Source organism: Streptococcus bouchesdurhonensis, assembly GCF_948472335.1.
Window position 1 is genome coordinate 302587 of the sequence record NZ_CAOKTW010000003.1, and the last position, 18405, is coordinate 320991.

Annotated in this window: 4 protein-coding genes; all 4 read right to left on the reverse strand. The window is 38.8% G+C overall.

What is annotated here, in order from left to right; all coding sequences use genetic code 11:
• Positions 1-2 precede the first annotated feature (2 nt).
• The 4 genes from metA to QMQ21_RS06830 all read right to left on the reverse strand — a co-directional run bounded on the left by metA (position 3) and on the right by QMQ21_RS06830 (position 17996).
• On the reverse strand, positions 3-947 hold the full coding sequence (gene metA, locus QMQ21_RS06815) for a homoserine O-acetyltransferase MetA (protein ID WP_261035042.1): 945 nt from the start codon (positions 945-947) through the stop codon (positions 3-5).
• Between the two features lie 181 nt (positions 948-1128).
• Positions 1129-1641: an adenine phosphoribosyltransferase gene (locus tag QMQ21_RS06820; protein WP_001049318.1), complete on the reverse strand. Its 513-nt coding sequence runs from the start codon at positions 1639-1641 to the stop codon at positions 1129-1131.
• 368 nt (positions 1642-2009) lie between these two features.
• Positions 2010-10550, reverse strand: a complete 8541-nt coding sequence (locus QMQ21_RS06825; RefSeq protein ID WP_261814145.1) for a GEVED domain-containing protein — start codon at positions 10548-10550, stop codon at positions 2010-2012.
• A 408-nt stretch (positions 10551-10958) separates the two neighbouring features.
• Positions 10959-17996 (reverse strand): GEVED domain-containing protein, encoded by a 7038-nt coding sequence (locus tag QMQ21_RS06830; protein ID WP_261814146.1) that lies wholly within the window; start codon positions 17994-17996, stop codon positions 10959-10961.
• Positions 17997-18405 lie beyond the last annotated feature (409 nt).

Sequence of the window (18405 nt, forward strand, 5' to 3'; positions counted from 1 at the left end):
TCTTATAAATACCCATATGCAGATGCATCATCTTCTATCTTTCTCCAGTCAAAAGGTGTCTCCTGATAGACGGCATAGTTCACCCAGTTGCTGAAAAAGAGGGCTGCAGATGAAGACCAACAAAGACAAGGTGTCTGGTTGACATCATCATCCTTAAAGTAATTTTCTGGAATATGAGGATCCAAACCTGCATCACGATCTCGGAAATATTCATTTGCCAAGGTATCACGGTCATATTCCAAATGCCCAAAACTATAAATTTCACGCAAATCCCGACTGGCCAAAATCGAAACCCCAACCTGTGGGCCCTCTGATAAAATCTCAAGATTTGTTTTATTTAAGACCTCTTCCTTAGAAATCTCCGTGTGCCGTGAATGAGGAGATACATAGCTATCGTCAAAACCTCTAAAGAGAAGGTGCCCTTCCTTTAAGGTGTCCTGAGGATAGATACCTGATAATTTACTGTCCATCTGGTATTTTTCCACCCCATAACGCAGATAAAGACCAGCCTGAGCACCCCAACAGATATGAAGGGTCGAATAGACATGAGTCTTGGACCACTCAAGCACCTGGCTAAATTCCTCCCAATAATCCACTTCCTCAAATGGTAAATGCTCAACTGGAGCACCCGTAATAATCATCCCATCAAAATACTCATCCTTGACTTCAGGAAAAGTTTTATAAAAGGTCTCCATGTGCTCTGAACGAGTTGTTTTAGAACGATGGCTCTCCATATATAGAAAATCAATATCTAATTGTAAAGGTGTGTTAGCCAAATGGCGCAACAACTGGGTCTCTGTGACCATTTTCTGTGGCATGAGATTTAAAATTAAAATCTTCAAAGGACGGATATCTTGGTGGGCAGCACGTTGATCATCCATGACAAAGATATTCTCTGTCCGTAAAATCTCAACAGCTGGCAATTTTTTATCAATTCGAATCGGCATAACCCTCTCCTAACTGTACTCTTTCAGGAATAATTGCATATGTTTGAAGCCAAATCTCAAACACTTAGTCCTTTTATTATACTGCAAGAAGATATAGTTTTCAATTATAGTTTTTCTCTAACTAGCTATAGTCTATTTTTATATCCTAATGTAGAGAAAACAGCCCTAAGGACTGTTTTCATTAATAATGCATCAAAACTTTGTAGTCGTAGTCACCGATCTTTTCACGGCCGTTCAATTCATCCAATTCGACAAGGAAGGCACAACCTGCTACAACACCACCAAGTTTTTCAATCATCTCGATGGTTGCCTTAACAGTTCCACCTGTTGCCAAGAGGTCATCTACGATAAGAACACGTTGACCTGGCTTTATGGCATCCGCGTGCATAGTCAAGGTATCAACACCGTACTCTTTTTCATAGTCAGCAGAAATGACTTCGCGTGGCAATTTACCTGGTTTACGAACAGGTGCAAAACCAATTCCCAACTCAAAGGCAACTGGACAGCCCACGATAAAACCACGAGCCTCAGGACCTACAATCATGTCTATTTTCTTGTCAGTCGCATACTGAACAATTTCACGAACAGCATAGCTATAAGCATTTCCATCAGCCATCAAAGGACTGATATCACGGAAGGTGATACCTTCCTTAGGATAATTTTCAATTGTTGCAATGTAATCTTTTAAATTCATCTTTTTCTTTCTTTCAAAGTTTTTACTCTCTATTATACCATATTTTCTCCAAAAGAAGAAAGTATAACCAATATTTCCTAACTGATACTCAATGAAAATCAAAGAGCAAACTTGGAAGTTAGCCGTAGGTTGATCAAAACAGTGTTTTGAGGTTGTGGATAGAACTGACGAAGTTAGCTCAAAATACTGTTTTGAGGTTGCAGATGGAAGCTGACGTGGTTTGAAGAGATTCTCGAAGAGTATAAGAGCCTGATTTCTATTTCCACTTTGTAACTCTGGTAACAACAGCAAAAAGCTGATGAATCGAATGATTCATCAGCTTTAGGGATGATATGTTCATTACAAACAAATCATATCAATCAGAAAGCTTAGTCTTCTTTCTTCTTGCGAGCTACAAGACCAAATCCACTCAATACTCCGAGAAGTCCAAGTGCTGCAAGGTTAGCATGGTCTTCTGTACCAGTATTTGGCAATTCACGCTTACCTTCAGCTTCTTTGACTGCTGTTGGTTGTGCTGGTTGTGCTGGAGTAGCCGGTACTTGAGGTTTAGCTGGCTGTTCAGGCATTGCTGGAGTAGCTGGCTCAACTGGTTGTACTGGTTGACTTGGATCAACTGGAGTTGGCATTTCAACTTTTCTGAAGATATGCTTGATAGTTCCAGCTGGATCCGTTACAGTCTTCACATATTCGTAACCTGGAATTGTTCCTGGTTCTTTAGAACCTGGCTCAGTTGGTTTCAATGGATTTCCATTCTCATCAGTCCAAATAGTTGTATTTTGTTTACCTGGATTTGGTTGAGGAACAGGTGAAGGTGTTGGAGCTGGTTGTATTACTTTTTCGTAGACATGTTCGATATCGCCATTTGGAAGTTTCTTAGTTTCTACGAAGCGGTATCCTGGGATATCTTTCTTAGGTTGGTCGCCATCTTCTGTTGGATAGTTTGGAATTTCATTTCCGTCTTTATCCTTGAATGATGTCTTAACTTTTTCGTAGACATGTTCTGTATCGCCATTTGGAAGTTTCTTAGTTTCTACGAAGCGGTATCCTGGAATATCTTTCTTAGGTTGGTCGCCATCTTCTGTTGGGAAGTTTGGAATTACATTTCCTTCTTTATCCTTGAATGAAGTTGTTACTTTTTCGTAAACGTGTTCTGTATTTCCGTCTTCAGTAGTTCTAGTTTCTACAAATTTATATCCTGGGATATCTTTCTTAGGCGTTGTTCCTTCCTCAGTTGTTGTTCCTTCGATTACGTGTCCGTCAGTATCTACGAATGATGTAGTTACTTTTTCGTAGACATATTCTGTATCACCATTTGGAAGTTTACGAGTTTCTACTACTTTGTATCCTGGAATCTTCTTAGGATCTTTTGTTCCTTCCTCAGTTGTTGTTCCTGGGATTGGGTTACCGTTCTTATCTACGTGTTTAGTTGTTACTGGTTCGTAGATGTATTTAGTGTTCCCTTTTTCATCCGTTTCAGTCTTAACAAGTTTGTATCCTGAGATTTTTTCTGATGGATTTTTACCATCTTTAGACGGGATAATTTCAGTTTCTTTACCATCTTTTCCTACTACTACAAATTTAGTGTCAGGACGAACTGTTGGTGTGTAAGAAGCTTTGATTGTCTTACCGTTTTTATCTTTACGTACAACTTCTACTGGAGTAGCTTTTCCTACGAAGTCTTTTTCTGGAGTGAATGTTACTTTACCATCTTTATCGATTGTGTAAGTTCCTTCTCCTGGTACTTTCTTCTCAGTTGTTCCATCTTTAAATGTTGGAGCTACTGTAGTGTCTACATCACCTTTGAATACTGGAGTATTCGATTGAGCTTTTCCTTTAGCACCTTCAGAAACTACGTTTTCTGTAGTTGTTTTACCTAATACTGTTGGTGTGTAAGTAGCTGTTACTGGTGTTCCGTTTTCGTCAACACGTTTAACTGTTACACCTTTAGCTTTTCCTACGAAGTCTTTTTCTGGAGTGAATGTTACTTTACCGTTCTTATCGATTGTGTAAGTTCCTTCTCCTGGTACTTTCTTCTCAGTTGTTCCATCATCAAATGTTGGAGCTACTGTTTCATCAATTGGTACTGTTACAGTTTTACCATTTACTTTAGTAGTTCCTGGTGTGAATACTGGAGTTTCTGATTGAGGTTGTCCTTTTTCACCGATTGATGTTACATCTTTAGAACTTGGAGTTACTGGTAACACTACTGGAGTGTATTTCGCTGTAACTGGTGTTCCATTTTTGTCAACACGTTTAACTGTTACACCGCTAGCTTTTCCTGTGAAGTCTTTATTTGGAGTGAATGTTACAGTTCCATCTGGAGCTACTGTATAAGTTCCTTCCCCTGGTACAACTTTTTCAGTTGAACCATCTTCAAATGTAGCTGGTTTAGTATCATCAAGTTCTACAGTTTTTTCTACACCGTTCACTGTTGTCTTACCTGCTTCAAAGGCTGGTTTACCTTTTTGAGTTGCACCTTGTACATCAGTAGTTACTTCATCATCTGAAGTTGGAGTTACTGGTTTAACAGTTGGTGTGTATTTAGCTGTTACTTCAGTTCCGTTTTTGTCAACACGTTTAACTGTTACACCACTAGCTTTACCTGTGAATTGTGGTTCTGGAGTAAATGTTACTACACCATTTTCGTCGATAGTGTAAGTTCCTTCTCCTGGTACTTTCTTCTCAGTTGTTCCATCGTCGAATGTTGGTGTAACAGTTTCGTCGATTTCTACAGTTACTTCTTTACCGTTAACTGTTGTTTTACCTGGTGTGAATACTGGAGTTCCAGTTTGTTTAGCACCTTGTACATCTTCAGATACTACGTCATCTGATGTTGGTGTTACTGGTTTAACTGTTGGTGTGTACTTAGCTGTAGCTGGAGTTCCGTTTGTATCTTTACGTTGAACTTCAACTCCTTGTGCTTTACCTGTGAAGTTTGGTTCTGGTTTGAATGTTACTTCACCAGTTTCTGGGTTGACTGTGTAAGTTCCTTCTCCTGGTACTTCTACTGAAGTTTCATCAGTTGGTTCACCAGTTTCTGGATCGATTAATTTAGCTGGTACAGTTGGATCGATTGGAGTTTTAGTATTTCCTTCAGTGAATGTTGGAGTTCCACTTTGCTCTTGACCTTGTGCACCTTCAGAAGTAGCTGATTTCGCAGTTGGTGTAACAGGCGTGATATTTGGAGTGTAAGTTGTTGTTACTGGAGTTCCATTTGTATCTTTCGCTTGAACTGTTACTGGTTGAACTGGTCCTGAGTAAGTTTTGTCTGTTGGAGTAAATACTGCAACTGGATCTTTACCAGGCTCTGTTGTAAGAGTATATTTACCAATTACATTTCCTTTTGGATCTTTAGCTGGTACTTCTGTAGCTGGTTGTCCATTTTCATCTAATAATGTGTAAGTTGTTGGATCGATTGCTACAACTTCTTCAGTTTTAGCTTTTGTAATTGGATCTTCAACTTCAGTTACTCCACCTTTGAATTTAACTGGTTGGCTTTGAGTTTGACCTTGAATATCTGAAGTTACTGATGGTTCTGCAGTTGGTTTAACACCGATTACTACCGCTTTGTATTTACCAAGTGCTGGAGTACCGTTTTTATCAACACGTTTAACTGTTAATTCAGTACCTTTACCTTTGAATTGTGGGTCTGGAGTGAATGTTACAGTTCCATCTTCTGCAACTGTGTAAGTTCCTTCTCCTGGAATTGTTACAGTTGTTACTTCTTGTCCTGTCTTAGGATCAATTAGTTTCGCTGGTACAGCTTCATCAATATCAACCGTTTTTTCAACGCCACCAATCGTTGCTTTACCACCGATGAAGTTAGGTTTACCACTTTGTACTTTACCTTGAACACCTGCAGTTTCAACTTCTGTTCCGTTTGGAGATGCTGGGTGTACTACAGCTGTGTATTCTGCAGTTACTGGAGTTCCGTTTTGGTCTTTACGAACAACTGTCATTGTTGTTCCTTTACCTTTGAATTGTGGGTCTGGAGTGAAGTGTACTGTTCCATCTGGATCTACTGTGTACGTTCCTTCTCCTGGAATTGTCTTAGTAGTTGTTCCATCTTCGAATGTTGCTGGTACTTTATCATCCATTGGTACTTCTACTTCTTTTCCATCAATTGTAGTTTTACCAGGTTTGAATTCTGGTTTACCACTTTGAGGGGCACCTTGAATATCTTCAGTGAATGTATTAACACCTACTGGAGTAACTGGTTTAATTGTTGGTGTGTAAGTAGCAGTTGTTGGAGTTCCATTCGCATCTTTCGCTTGAACTGTTGCTGGTACTGGAGTACCTACGAAGTCTTTGTTAGGTGTGAATGTCACTTTACCTGTTGTTGGATCGATAGTGTATGTACCAACTGTGTTTCCTTTAGCGTCTTTCGCTGGAATTGTTGTTTCATCAGTTGGTTGTCCAGTAGCTGGATCGATTAATTTAGCTGGTTGTTCAGCATCGATCTTCATAGGAACTTTATCATTACCTGGGGTGAATGTTGGAGTTCCTTCTTGAGGTTGTCCTTGTGCACCTTCAGTTGTTGTTGGTTTTCCTGTTGGTTCTACTGGAGTGATGTTTGGAGTGTAAGTTGTTGTTACTGGAGTTCCATTTGTGTCTTTAGCTTGGATAGTAACTGGAGCAACTTCTCCTGCATATGTTTTATCAGTTGGTGTAAATACCGCAGTTGCTTTACCGTCTACCACTTTAAGTGTGTATGTACCGATAACATCTCCTGCTGGGTTTTTAGCTGGTACTGATGTAGCTGGTTGTCCATCTTCACCTAATAATGTAAATGAATTAGGGTCAAGTGGTACTTCTTTTTCAACACCGTTAACAGTTGCTTTACCAGGTTTGAAGGTTACTTCTTTAGATTGTTCAACACCTTGTACATCAGTTGTTTCAGCTGGTGAAGCAGTTGGTGTTACGCCTACGATTGTTGGAGTGTAAGTTGTTGAAACTTTTGTTCCGTTTTCGTCTTCTGCTTGAACCTTAGCTGGTTGTACTTTACCTTTGTATTCTTTGTTAGTTGGTGTGAAGGTTACTTTGTTAGTAGCTGGGTCAATTGTGTATTCCCCTACTTTGTTTCCATCTGGATCTAAAGCGTCTACTGGAGTACCTGGTGCTACTGGGTTACCTTCTTTATCAAGAAGAACCGCTGAGTTAGCTTTGATTGGTACTGATTTTTTCTCACCTTCTACTGTTGTTTCACCAGGTGCAAATGATACTGTTCCATCTTGTGGTTGTCCTTGGATACCTGAAGATTCTGCTGGTGTTGCTGTTGGTGTGACACCTACGATGTGTGGAGTGTAAGTAGTGTTTACTTTAGTTCCGTTTTTATCTTCTGCTTGAACTTTAGCCGGTGTTACTTTACCAGTGTAAGTTTTGTCAGTTGGTGTGAATGTTACTTCACCTGTTGCTGGGTCTACTGTGTATTCCCCAACTTTGTTTCCTTTTTCATCTACAGCATCCACTGGGCCATTTGCTTCTGTTCCATCTGGATTCAATAGTTTTACAGAGTTTTCTTTAATTGGTACTTCTGCATTTCCTGCTGTGAATGTAGGAGTTCCTTTTTGAGTTTCACCTTGTACTCCTGCTGAGTCAGCTGGTTTAGCTGTTGGTTCTACAGCTGTTACTGTTGGAGTGTATTTTGTAGTAGCTGTCGCAGTTACAGGTTGGCCATCTTTATCTTGACCTACTGGTGCTGTTAATGTTACATCAACACCTGAAGCAGTTCCTTTAAATGTTGGAAGTGGTTGGAATTTAACTTCTCCAGTTGCTGGATCGATTGTGTAAGTTCCTTCTCCATCTACAGTTACAGAGTCAACTTTATCGCCAGTTTTTGGATCTACTAATTTAGCTGGGTAAGTAGCACTTGGTGTTACTGGTGTAGCAGTATCTCCATCTGTTTTAAATGTTGGAGTTTTCTTCTGTTCTTTACCTTGAACATCTGTTGATTCTTCTGGATCTGCAGTGATTTCTTTTGGTGTTACTGTTGGAATGTATACAGCATCCATCGTTTTTGTAGTCGTTGAATGTGTACCATCATTGATGTTTTCAAGACTGTTTTGAGCTGTTAATGCAGTCCATCCAGTAGATTGACCATTTGAGTCCACTGCTCGTAGTGCAATACCATCAGCTTTACCTACGAAGTTAGCTTCTGGAGTGAAGGTTACTTTATCTTCTGTTACTGTGTATGTACCTTGACCTGGAACTTTAAGGGTATCAACTAGGTTATCACCATCAACAATTTTAACGCCACCTTGAGCTTTCTTAGTAGTTTCAGCACTGATTACATTACTTTGTTCAGTATACTGAATTTTACCGTATGAGTTGAATGTAGTTTTACCGTTGTTAGAACCTAGGTCAGATCCATCGTCTCCTAATGCACGTGTTCTGAATTCGATACCTACAGATTGAGTTTCACCTTGTTTACCAGTAGTTTCTTCTTTATCTCCACGTGGTGGGTGAATTACTTGGATTTGGTTATCTTCTACTTCCCCTGAGTAAGCAATACCGATTGGTTTTTCTACTTGAGATTCTTCTGTAGCGATACGTACACGGAAGTTTACAACATCTTTACTAGTATCAACTACTTGAGTGTTTTTAAATGTAAGTTCTACTTCTTGATTATTTCCATTTACTTCTGCAATATTAGATTCTTCACCTTTATCGAATTTACCATTACCATTGAAGTCAATAAATCCACGAACGTAAGCTGGTTCTACAGTGTCTGTGTATTTTTCATTACCATTTGCTGAAGCAATTACTTTTACTTTGTATGTGTTATCTGGTCCTTTAACTAATTGAACTTCTGGACGACCTGTATCTTTATTAGGATGAACGTTATCTGGAGAGATAAGTTGATCTACACCTTCATCTCCAGTGTCTTTCGTATCATCTGAGTCAACACCAATTACACGAGTACCTGGAGCTGAGTCGATATCGGCTTTCACTTTACCTAAGTATGGTTGTTGAATTTGACGAACAGCTTTTGTTGTCCAGTCTGTTGTTTGTGTTTTTAAGTAGTGCTCAGCAATACCATATGATTCTGGAAGATCTCCGAAGTCAGAGAATTTAATACCAATCATTGAAGATTGAGCACCAGAAGTCATGATGTAGAATCCTAATTGTGATACGTTAGCTGAAGATACGATTGGTGTAGCATTAGCCCCTGCGTTAATATATGGACCGAATACTTGTGATCCTAATCCACCAGTTGCGCTATCTGGAGTTGCGAATTGTTTAGCTTTGATTGCTTTAATTACGTCCTCTGAAAGCCAATTTTCAACACCCTTCATGCTTGCAAATCCGTTGAAGTTAGGGTTTGGTGCATATGGCGTGTCTTTTCCTGCTTTACCTACGATTCCAGCTAATTCCCATGGTGTACCGTTAGTAGTATAAATCTCTACCTCATTACGTACTTGTTCCTCACCAGATGTCATTACAACCCCTGGTTGTACTTTTTTACCGTTGTATTCAGCTTCTAAGTCAAATAATACCCCAGCAACTGTACCATTTTTCGGAACACCTTGATCATTTGTTCCAGAAAGTGTTGTTTTGGCTGTGTCACCTGTACTAATTCCTGTTGATTTTACCTGAGTCCATTTATTTTGAGGAGCAGCACCAATACCACTTCCACCATTAGCTGGGTTAAAGGCATTGTTTGCATTTTCTTCATAAGAAGCTGCGTAATCTGTTCCAGCTACACGGTTTTTATGAATTTCTGTTGAATGGAATGGTTTAAGAGCTTTTACTGTTAATTTAACTTTATAACCTGGAATTAGTTCTTTTTCATATTGTGATCCAACTTGAAGTTGTCCGTTATCTTTTAAACCTTTCCAAGCTGTTGTATCTCCTAAGTCAATCCATTGGATTTGGTCATTTAATTTCGCGATTTCTTTAAGTTTTGTTTTTACTTTAACATCCGCTAATGAATCATAGTCATGGTCTGCTAACCATTTTTTACCTGTTTCTTCAGATGAATCTTTAAGAGGAGTTGTTTGAGCATCTGCCAAGTTTACTGCGAACTTACCGTCACGACCGATTCCTGCGTTTTTCAACTCGTTGTAGACTGCAAGGATTGATTCATTGAGGCGTTCCAATTGAGCATCTACTTGCTCTTTTGTGACACTCTTATCAGCAAGAAGAGCCTTAGTTTCAGTAAGAACTGCTTGGTTTTTAGCGACTGCTGCTGTAACTGCTGCCTTGTTTTCTTCTTTCACATCTGCCTTAGCAAGCTCAGTTTCAGCCAATTTATTCGTTACTTCAGCTTCTGACGATACTTGTGTAAGAGTTGTTGTTGCTACTGAAAGAGCTTTTTCAACTGGTGTTGCAGTTTTTTCTGCTTCAGCTTTTACTGCTTCTTTTTCAGCTGCTTGTTTCTTATCGAAACCAGCAGTATTTGACTCAGTTACAACTGTGCTCAAAGCTGATACAGTTTCTGCTTGGGCATCTACATCGGCTTGACTAGCATCTGCTTTTGCAAGAGTTGCTTTAGCTGTTGCCAATACTTCCTTAGCTGAGCTCACTACTGTAGCATCTGCATATTTAGCAGTTGAAAGTTTAGACTCCAAAGTAGCAATACTTGCTTCAAGGATAGCCTTGTTTACTTTCTTAGCCTCTTCTGCTTTCACTTCAGGTTTTGCTTCTGCAGCTTTTTCTGTTTCAGGTTTTACAGTTTCTACTGTTTCAGCTTTAGGCTCGGCCTTTTCCTTCTCCTTATCATCTTGACTAGGAGCAGGTGTTGAAATAGTTGTTTCAGCTGATTGTACTTCCGTCGCTGATACCGCACCGTTACCTAGGAACATCAAACCAGCCGCAATTGCTACTGATGCTGCACCAAAGCTATACTTACGAATACCGTAACGAATGTACTTCTCCGTTCGAAAATCTTGTTGTTGTTTGCCTTGCATGAGACTCACAACCTCCTTATAATTTATTTCATTTTTTAATGTACTTATGCACAAAAAAATCGGCATTTTTAAACATTTAACATAACAATGTTTTGTATGTCGAATAATCGTACTTTAGATACATTTTAATGATATCACACTCTTATACTATAAGCAAGCAATTCGACTTAAAACTTGCACTATAATAAATAAATTTTATCTTTCAAACTTGTTCATTATATTTAAAATGTTAAATATATGTTTTGTTTTAAGTTTTTATCTTTTATATAGTAAAATAACAGTAAATATTTACCAGTTTTTAACGAATGACAACACACCTATTTTTAGAAAAATTCTGAAATTGCTAAAAAACCAATGACTTTTACATCATTGGTTTTCTACTATATTTGTTTATCAGAAAGATTTTAATTAATCTTCTTTCTTCCTGCGAGATACAAGACCAAATCCACTCAAGACTCCGAGAAGTCCAAGTGCTGCAAGGCTAGCATTGTCTTCTGTACCAGTATTTGGCAACTCTTTTTGACCTTCAACATATTTAGGTGTTGCTGGTTGTTTTGGCTGCTCAGGTACTACTGGCATGTCTGGACTTACTGGTTTCTCAGGGCTTGTTGGCTCTTGTGGAGAAACTGGTTGTACTGGTTGACTTGGTTCAACTGGTCTTGGAGTTGGAATCTCGACTTTCTTGAAGGTATGTCTGATATTTCCATTTGGATCTGTCACAGTCTTAACGTATTCGTAACCTGGAATTGTTCCTGGCTCTTTAGAACCTGGTTCCGTTGGTTTCAATGGATTTCCTTTTTCATCTGTCCAAGTTGTTGTAGTTTGTTTACCTGGATTTGGTTGAGGAGTATATGGACTTGAAATCTTCTCGTAAATGTGCTCGATGTCGCCATTTGGAAGTTTCTTAGTCTCCACGAAGCGGTAACCTGGAATATCTTTCTTAGGTTGGTCGCCATCTTCTGTTGGATATCCTGGAATTTCTTTGCCTTCTTTATCCTTGAATGAAGTCTTAACTTTTTCGTAGACGTGCTCGATATCTCCGTTTGGAAGTTTCTTCGTATCTACGAAGCGGTAGCCTGGGATGTCTTTCTTCGGTTGTTCACCTTCCTCTGTTGGATAGTTTGGAATTTCGTTTCCGTCTTTATCCTTGTGACTTGTCTTAACTTTCTCATAAACGTGTTCTACATCTCCATTTGGAAGTTTCTTAGTCTCTACGAAGCGGTAACCTGGGATATCTTTCTTAGGTTGGTCGCCATCTTCTGTTGGATAGTTTGGAATTTCGTTTCCGTCTTTATCCTTGTGACTTGTCTTAACTTTCTCATAAATGTGCTCTGTATCTCCATTTGGAAGTTTCTTAGTCTCTACGAAGCGGTAACCTGGGATATCTTTCTTAGGTTGGTCGCCATCTTCTGTTGGATAGTTTGGAATTTCATTTCCGTCTTTATCCTTATGACTTGTCTTAACTTTCTCATAAACGTGCTCAATGTCGCCATTTGGAAGTTTCTTAGTCTCTACGAAGCGGTAACCTGGAATATCTTTCTTAGGTTGGTCGCCATCTTCACTTGGATTACCTGGAATCTCGTTTCCTTCTTTATCCTTGAATGATGTCTTAACTTTTTCGTAGACGTGCTCTGTATCTCCATTTGGAAGTTTCTTAGTCTCTACGAAGCGGTAGCCTGGAATATCTTTCTTAGGTTGGTCGCCATCTTCTGTTGGATAGTTTGGAATTTCATTTCCGTCTTTATCCTTATGACTTGTCTTAACTTTCTCATAAACGTGCTCGATGTCGCCATTTGGAAGTTTCTTAGTCTCTACGAAGCGGTAACCTGGAATATCTTTCTTAGGTTGGTCGCCATCTTCACTTGGATTACCTGGAATCTCGTTTCCTTCTTTATCCTTGAATGATGTCTTAACTTTTTCGTAGACATGCTCTGTATCTCCATTTGGAAGTTTCTTAGTTTCTACGAAGCGGTAACCTGGGATATCTTTCTTAGGTTGTTCGCCGTCTTCTGTTGGATAGTTTGGAATTACATTGCCATCTTTATCTTTATAAGTCGTTGTCACTTTCTCATAGATGTGTTTTGTATTTCCTTTTTCGTCGATCTCAGTTTTAACAATCTTGTATCCTGGGATGTCTTTAGTTGGTTTAGTTCCATCTTCTGTTGGTGAAAGTGGGTTACCATCTTTATCAACGAATGAAGTATCAGGACGAACTGTTGGAGTGTAAGTAGCTGTTACTGGTGTACCGTTCTTATCTACACGTTTAACTGTTACACCTTTAGCTTTTCCTACGAAGTCAGGTTCTGGTGTGAAGGTTACTTTACCATTTTCATCGATAGTGTATGTTCCTTCACCTGGTACTTTCTTCTCAGTTGTGCCATCGTCAAATGTTGGTTTAACTGTTTCATCGATTTCAACTGGAACTTCCTTACCGTTGATTGTAACTTTTCCACCTTCAAATGTTGGTGTTCCTGATTGAGGTTGTCCTTTAGGACCTTCTGATTCAGTATCTTTTGAAGTTGGTGATACTGGAACAACTACTGGAGTGTACTTAGCTGTGATTGGTGTACCATTCTTATCTACACGTTTCACTGTTACACCTGTTGCTTGACCAGTGAAGTTCTTCTCTGGTGTAAAGGTTACTGTACCGTTCTCATCGATTGTGTATGTTCCTTCACCTGGTACTTTCTTCTCAGTTGTACCATCATCAAATGTTGGTTTAACTGTTTCATCGATTTCTACAGTTTTTTCTTCACCGTTGACTGTTACTTTTCCACCTTCAAATGTTGGTGTTCCTGATTGAGTAGCACCTTGAACATTTGTAGTGATAACATCTGAACTTGTTGGTATTGCTGGTTTTACAACTGGTGTGTAAGTAGCTTTAACTGGTGTGCCGTTCTTATCTTCGCGTTGAACTGTTACACCTGTTCCCTTACCTGTGAAGTTCTTCTCTGGTGTGAAGGTTACTGTTCCATCTGGATTTACTTTGTAAGTTCCTTCGCCTGGAACTTTCTTCTCAGTTGTTCCATCTTCGAATGTTGCTGGCACTTCATCATCCATTGGTACATCTGGGTTTCCTGGTTTGAACTCAGGTTTTCCTGTTTGTTCTTTACCTTGGATATCTGTTGTTTCAGCTGGTTCCGCAGTTGGTGTTACTGGTGTTACTGTTGGAGTGTATTTAGCTGTTACTGGTGTGCCATTCTTATCTACACGTTTAACGGTTACGCCTGTTCCTTTTCCTGTGAAGTTCTTCTCTGGTGTGAAGGTTACTGTGCCATCTGGTGCTACTGTGTATGTTCCTTCGCCTGGAATAACTTTTTCTTTTGATCCATCTTCGAAGGTTGCTGGAGTATCATCATCCATTGGAACATTTGGATTACCTGGAGTGAATGTTGGTTTACCAGTTTGTTCTTTACCTTGGATATCTGTTGTTTCAGCTGGTTCCGCAGTTGGTGTTACTGGTGTAATCTTCGGTGTGTAAGTTGTTTCTACAGCTGTTCCATTTTTATCCTTAGCTTGAATTTTTACTGGTTGAACTTCTCCAGAGTATTTTTTGTTTGTTGGTTCAAATACTGCAACTGCTTTTCCATCTACAGTTTTAAGAGTATATTTACCAATTACGTTTCCTTCTGGATCTTTAGCTGGTACTTCTGTAGTTGGTTGTCCATCTTCACCTAGAAGAGTATAAGTACCTGGATCGATATCTACAGATTTTTCTTCTCCTGCAATTGTAGTTTTCCCACCTTCGAATGAAACTGTATTTTCTTGAGTCTTACCTTGAACATCTTCACTTGTAGCTGGTGCTGCTGTTGGTGTTACACCTACGATAGATGGTGTGTAAGTTGTAGAAACTTTTGTTCCATTCTTATCCTCAGCTTGAACTTTAGCTGGTTGTACTTTACCAGTGTATGATTTGTCTGTTGGTATGAATGTTACTACACCATTTGTTGGATCTACAGTATATTCACCAACTTTTTTACCACTTGGGTCTAGAGCATCTACTGGTCCATTTGCTTCTGTTCCATCTGGATTTAATAGTTTTACAGTGTTTTCTTTAATTGGTACTTCTGTGTTTCCTTCTGTAAATGTTGGTTTACCATTTTGAGTTTCACCTTGTACTCCTGTTGAAGTATCTGGAGTTGCTGTTGGTTTAATTGGTGTTACAGTTGGTGTGTACTTAGCAGTAGCTGTAGCTGTTGCTGGTTGACCATTTTTGTCTTGACCTACTGGTGCTGTTAATGATACATCAATACCTTTAGCAGTTCCTGTAAATTGTGGTTCTGGCGTAAATGTTACCGCTCCAGTTGTTGGATTGATTGTATAAGTTCCTTCTCCTAGCACTGTAACTGTTTTTTCATCTGTTGGTTGTCCAGTCGCTGGATCTACCAATTTAGCTGGGTATTGTGCACTTGGTGTCACTGGATCTAGTGCAGTTCCATCACCATCTTTATCTACGTCGATTGAGAATTTAGGTGTTTTCGTTTGTGGTTTACCTTGGATATCTGTTGATTCTTCTGGAGTTCCAACGATTTCTTTTGGAGTTACTGTTGGAATGTAACGACCATCCATAGAACCTTTAGCTGCTAAGCCAGCAAGTTGAACCTGTTCACTTACTAGGTTTAGTTGGTCTTTAGCATCTCCTTCGCCACCAACGATTTGACGTCCTTCATTACCCCAACCAGTAGTATTACCGTTGATATCAGTACGGCGGATTGTGATACCATCTGCTGTACCTACAAAGTTTGCTTCTGGGATAAATTCTACATCTACATTTGCACCATTATCAGTAAGTTTATATTTACCTTGTCCTGGTACTACATAGTATCCATCTACTAAATCTGCATCTGTTACTAATGTTCCATCAGGTTTAACAATTTGTGATTTAACTGTCGTATCAATAACATTGTCTTTATCAAAATCATAGTTCTTTTGACCATATGCATTGAATGCTACAGTAGATGTTTGAGTAGCACCTTGTACATCTGTTGTTTCTCTCTTAGTTCCACGAGGTGGGACTGTTTGTTGGATTTGGAAGTCTTCTACCTCACCTGAGTAGGCAATACCAGTTGGCGCTTTAACGTCAGCTTTATCGTAAGCAATACGCAAACGGGTAGCTAATTTAGTAGCAGTTGTGTCAACGTTTTGGTAATTGTTTGTCCAACTTAATGTAACTTTTCCATCTTGAGTAACTTCTTGTACACCGGCTCCTTCACCATCATCGAATTTTCCGTTTCCGTTGAAGTCGATCCAACCGTTAACATAAGCTTTAGCTTCTCCGTCTAGGTGAGCATCGAATGTCATTGAGTATGTTCCATCATTAACTTTTTTAAGTTTGAAGTTATCGTTTGGAGCCACATCGTCACCCATTAATTGACGAGCACCTTCATCCGCAGCACCGATACCATTAACATCATCATAGATAAACGCACTTGCACCTTTAATTGGAGTTGTACGTACGTCAACATCAGCTGGAACAGATCCTAAGTATGGTTGTTTTTGTCCATCAGATTTAGAGATAGAGTGCGCTACTCTTCCGTATGAAGCTGGAGCATCCCCCTCATCTAGAACCATAAATCCTAGCATAGATCCTTGTTGACCTGCAGAAAGGATGTACATTCCGATGTTTTTAGCATTACGTGTCATTACTAATGGAGTAGAGAAACCTGAATCACGGTGAGTTGATACCGGTCCAAAAACTTGTGTTCCTAATCCATCTGTGTGATATTTACCATCAGCTGCTTTCATCGCAATAACAGTATCCGATGTCACAGTTGTATTGAAGAATCCTGCAGCTTTATCTGCTTTGAATTTTTCAAAGGCCGCTTTTCCTCCACCTTCAATTGTATGTGATAAACCAAGTTGTCCACCAGCGTAGTCTTGGCCATGCCCTGCTGAAGCTAATGTTCTTTTTTCATAAGTTTCTGCAGTATAAGAACGAACAGTACTCTTGTCTTTCTTTGGATCTGGATTTACTTTGTCGTTTGATAACTCAGTCACTAGCTCAAAACCATCACCGTCTGTTGTATAGATTTCAGCTTCAGATGAACCAGCTTCCTCCCCTGTTAAGAATACAACGTTTGCTGGAACTTCTGTTCCATTTAAAGTAGCTTTAACTGAGAATTCTACCCCTGTGTTAGCTCCATCTTTAACAGATTGAATAACCGTTTTACCTTTTGTATCCATTCCATTTGTTTTTGCAACAGAGTAATATCCTTGAGTTACTACTTTTAATTCAGCTGGAGTTCCATCTTTGTACTCATTAATAGCATTGGCATCATATCCTGCTCCACCACGTTTTTTATACTCATCAGTTGAGTTAAATGGTGCTAATTTAGTAACTGTTAACGTTACAACATATCCAGGTGAAATTTCTTGTGTAAATGTTGTCCCTACTTGAAGAGTATCACCTGCTCCAAGGTTTTTCACAGTTGCTTTACTGTTAGCAATATCAAACCATTTAATTTGTTTCGTTAATCGTTCAGTATTTTTATCTGCATATTGCTTCCAGTGATTAATTTGTTCTTCTTCTGAAAGAGGTGGTTCCGTTACAGTTCCAGCTATATCAGCTAATACATATGAGAACTTACCTTCACGGTTGATTCCAGCATTTTTTAACTCATTGTAAACTGCAAGGATTGATTCGTTGAGGCGTTCTAGTTGAGCATCTACTTGCTCTTTTGTGACACTCTTATCAACCAAAAGTGCTTTTGTTTCAGCAAGAACTTCTTGGTTTTTAGCTACCGCTGCTGTAACTGCTTCTTTATTTTCTTCTTTAACGTCAGCCTTAGCAAGCTCAGTCTCAGCCAATTTGTTTGTTACTTCAGCTTCTGATGATACTTGTGTCAGAGTTGTTGTTGCTACTGAAAGAGCTTTTTCAGCTGGAGTAGCAGTTTTTTCTGCTTCAGCTTTTGATGCTTCCTTATCAGCTGCTTCTTTCTTTTCTAAGCCAGTCGCATCAGACTCAGCAACTACTGTACTCAAAGCTACAACAGTTTCAACTTGTTTGTCTACTTCTACTTGACTAGCTTCTGCTTTTGCAAGAGTTGCTTTAGCTGTTGCCAATACCTCTTTAGCTGAACTTACTACTGAAGCATCTGCATATTTAGCGTTAGAAAGTTTAGATTCTAAAGCAGCAACTTTAGATTCAAGGGTAGCTTTATTTGCTACTTTAACTTCAGGTTTCACTTCTGTAGCTTTTTCAGTTGCTGGTTTTACAGTTTCTACTGTTTCAACTTTAGCCTCAGCCTGTTCCTTATCATCTTGACTAGTAGCAACTGTTGAGATAACTGTTTCAGCTGATTGTACTTCCGTCGCTGATACTGCACCATTTCCAAGGAACATCAATCCAGCTGCAATCGCTACTGATGCTGCTCCAAAGCTATATTTACGAATCCCATAACGGATGTATTTTTCTACTCTAAAATCTTGTTGTTGCTTGCCTTTCATTGAGACTAACAACCTCCTTTTGTTTTATATCATGTTTATAGATATAGTAAAAATTAAAATCCCTTCATTTCATTCATAAACAAAGGAATTCCTCTATATACTACTTTTCTTCGGAAACATGTATATTCATTCTATCACACTAGCTTGTAATATTCAATTAATTTACTTGAAAACAACATGAAAATTTCATTTTTTATCTATGTCATTCTCTAAAAAATAGTAAAAATTGTCTGAATTATATAAAAAATCTCCATTTTTTAACTTTTTCCACTATTTTTTTAGATTTAAACACATTTTTAAATCCGCTCATATTGTATAAATGTATATTGTTTTAAATTGATTTTCATTTATCTATATTTTGTTTTTTTTGCATATTTATTAATTAAATCCGTTTGATTTTTTCCAAACA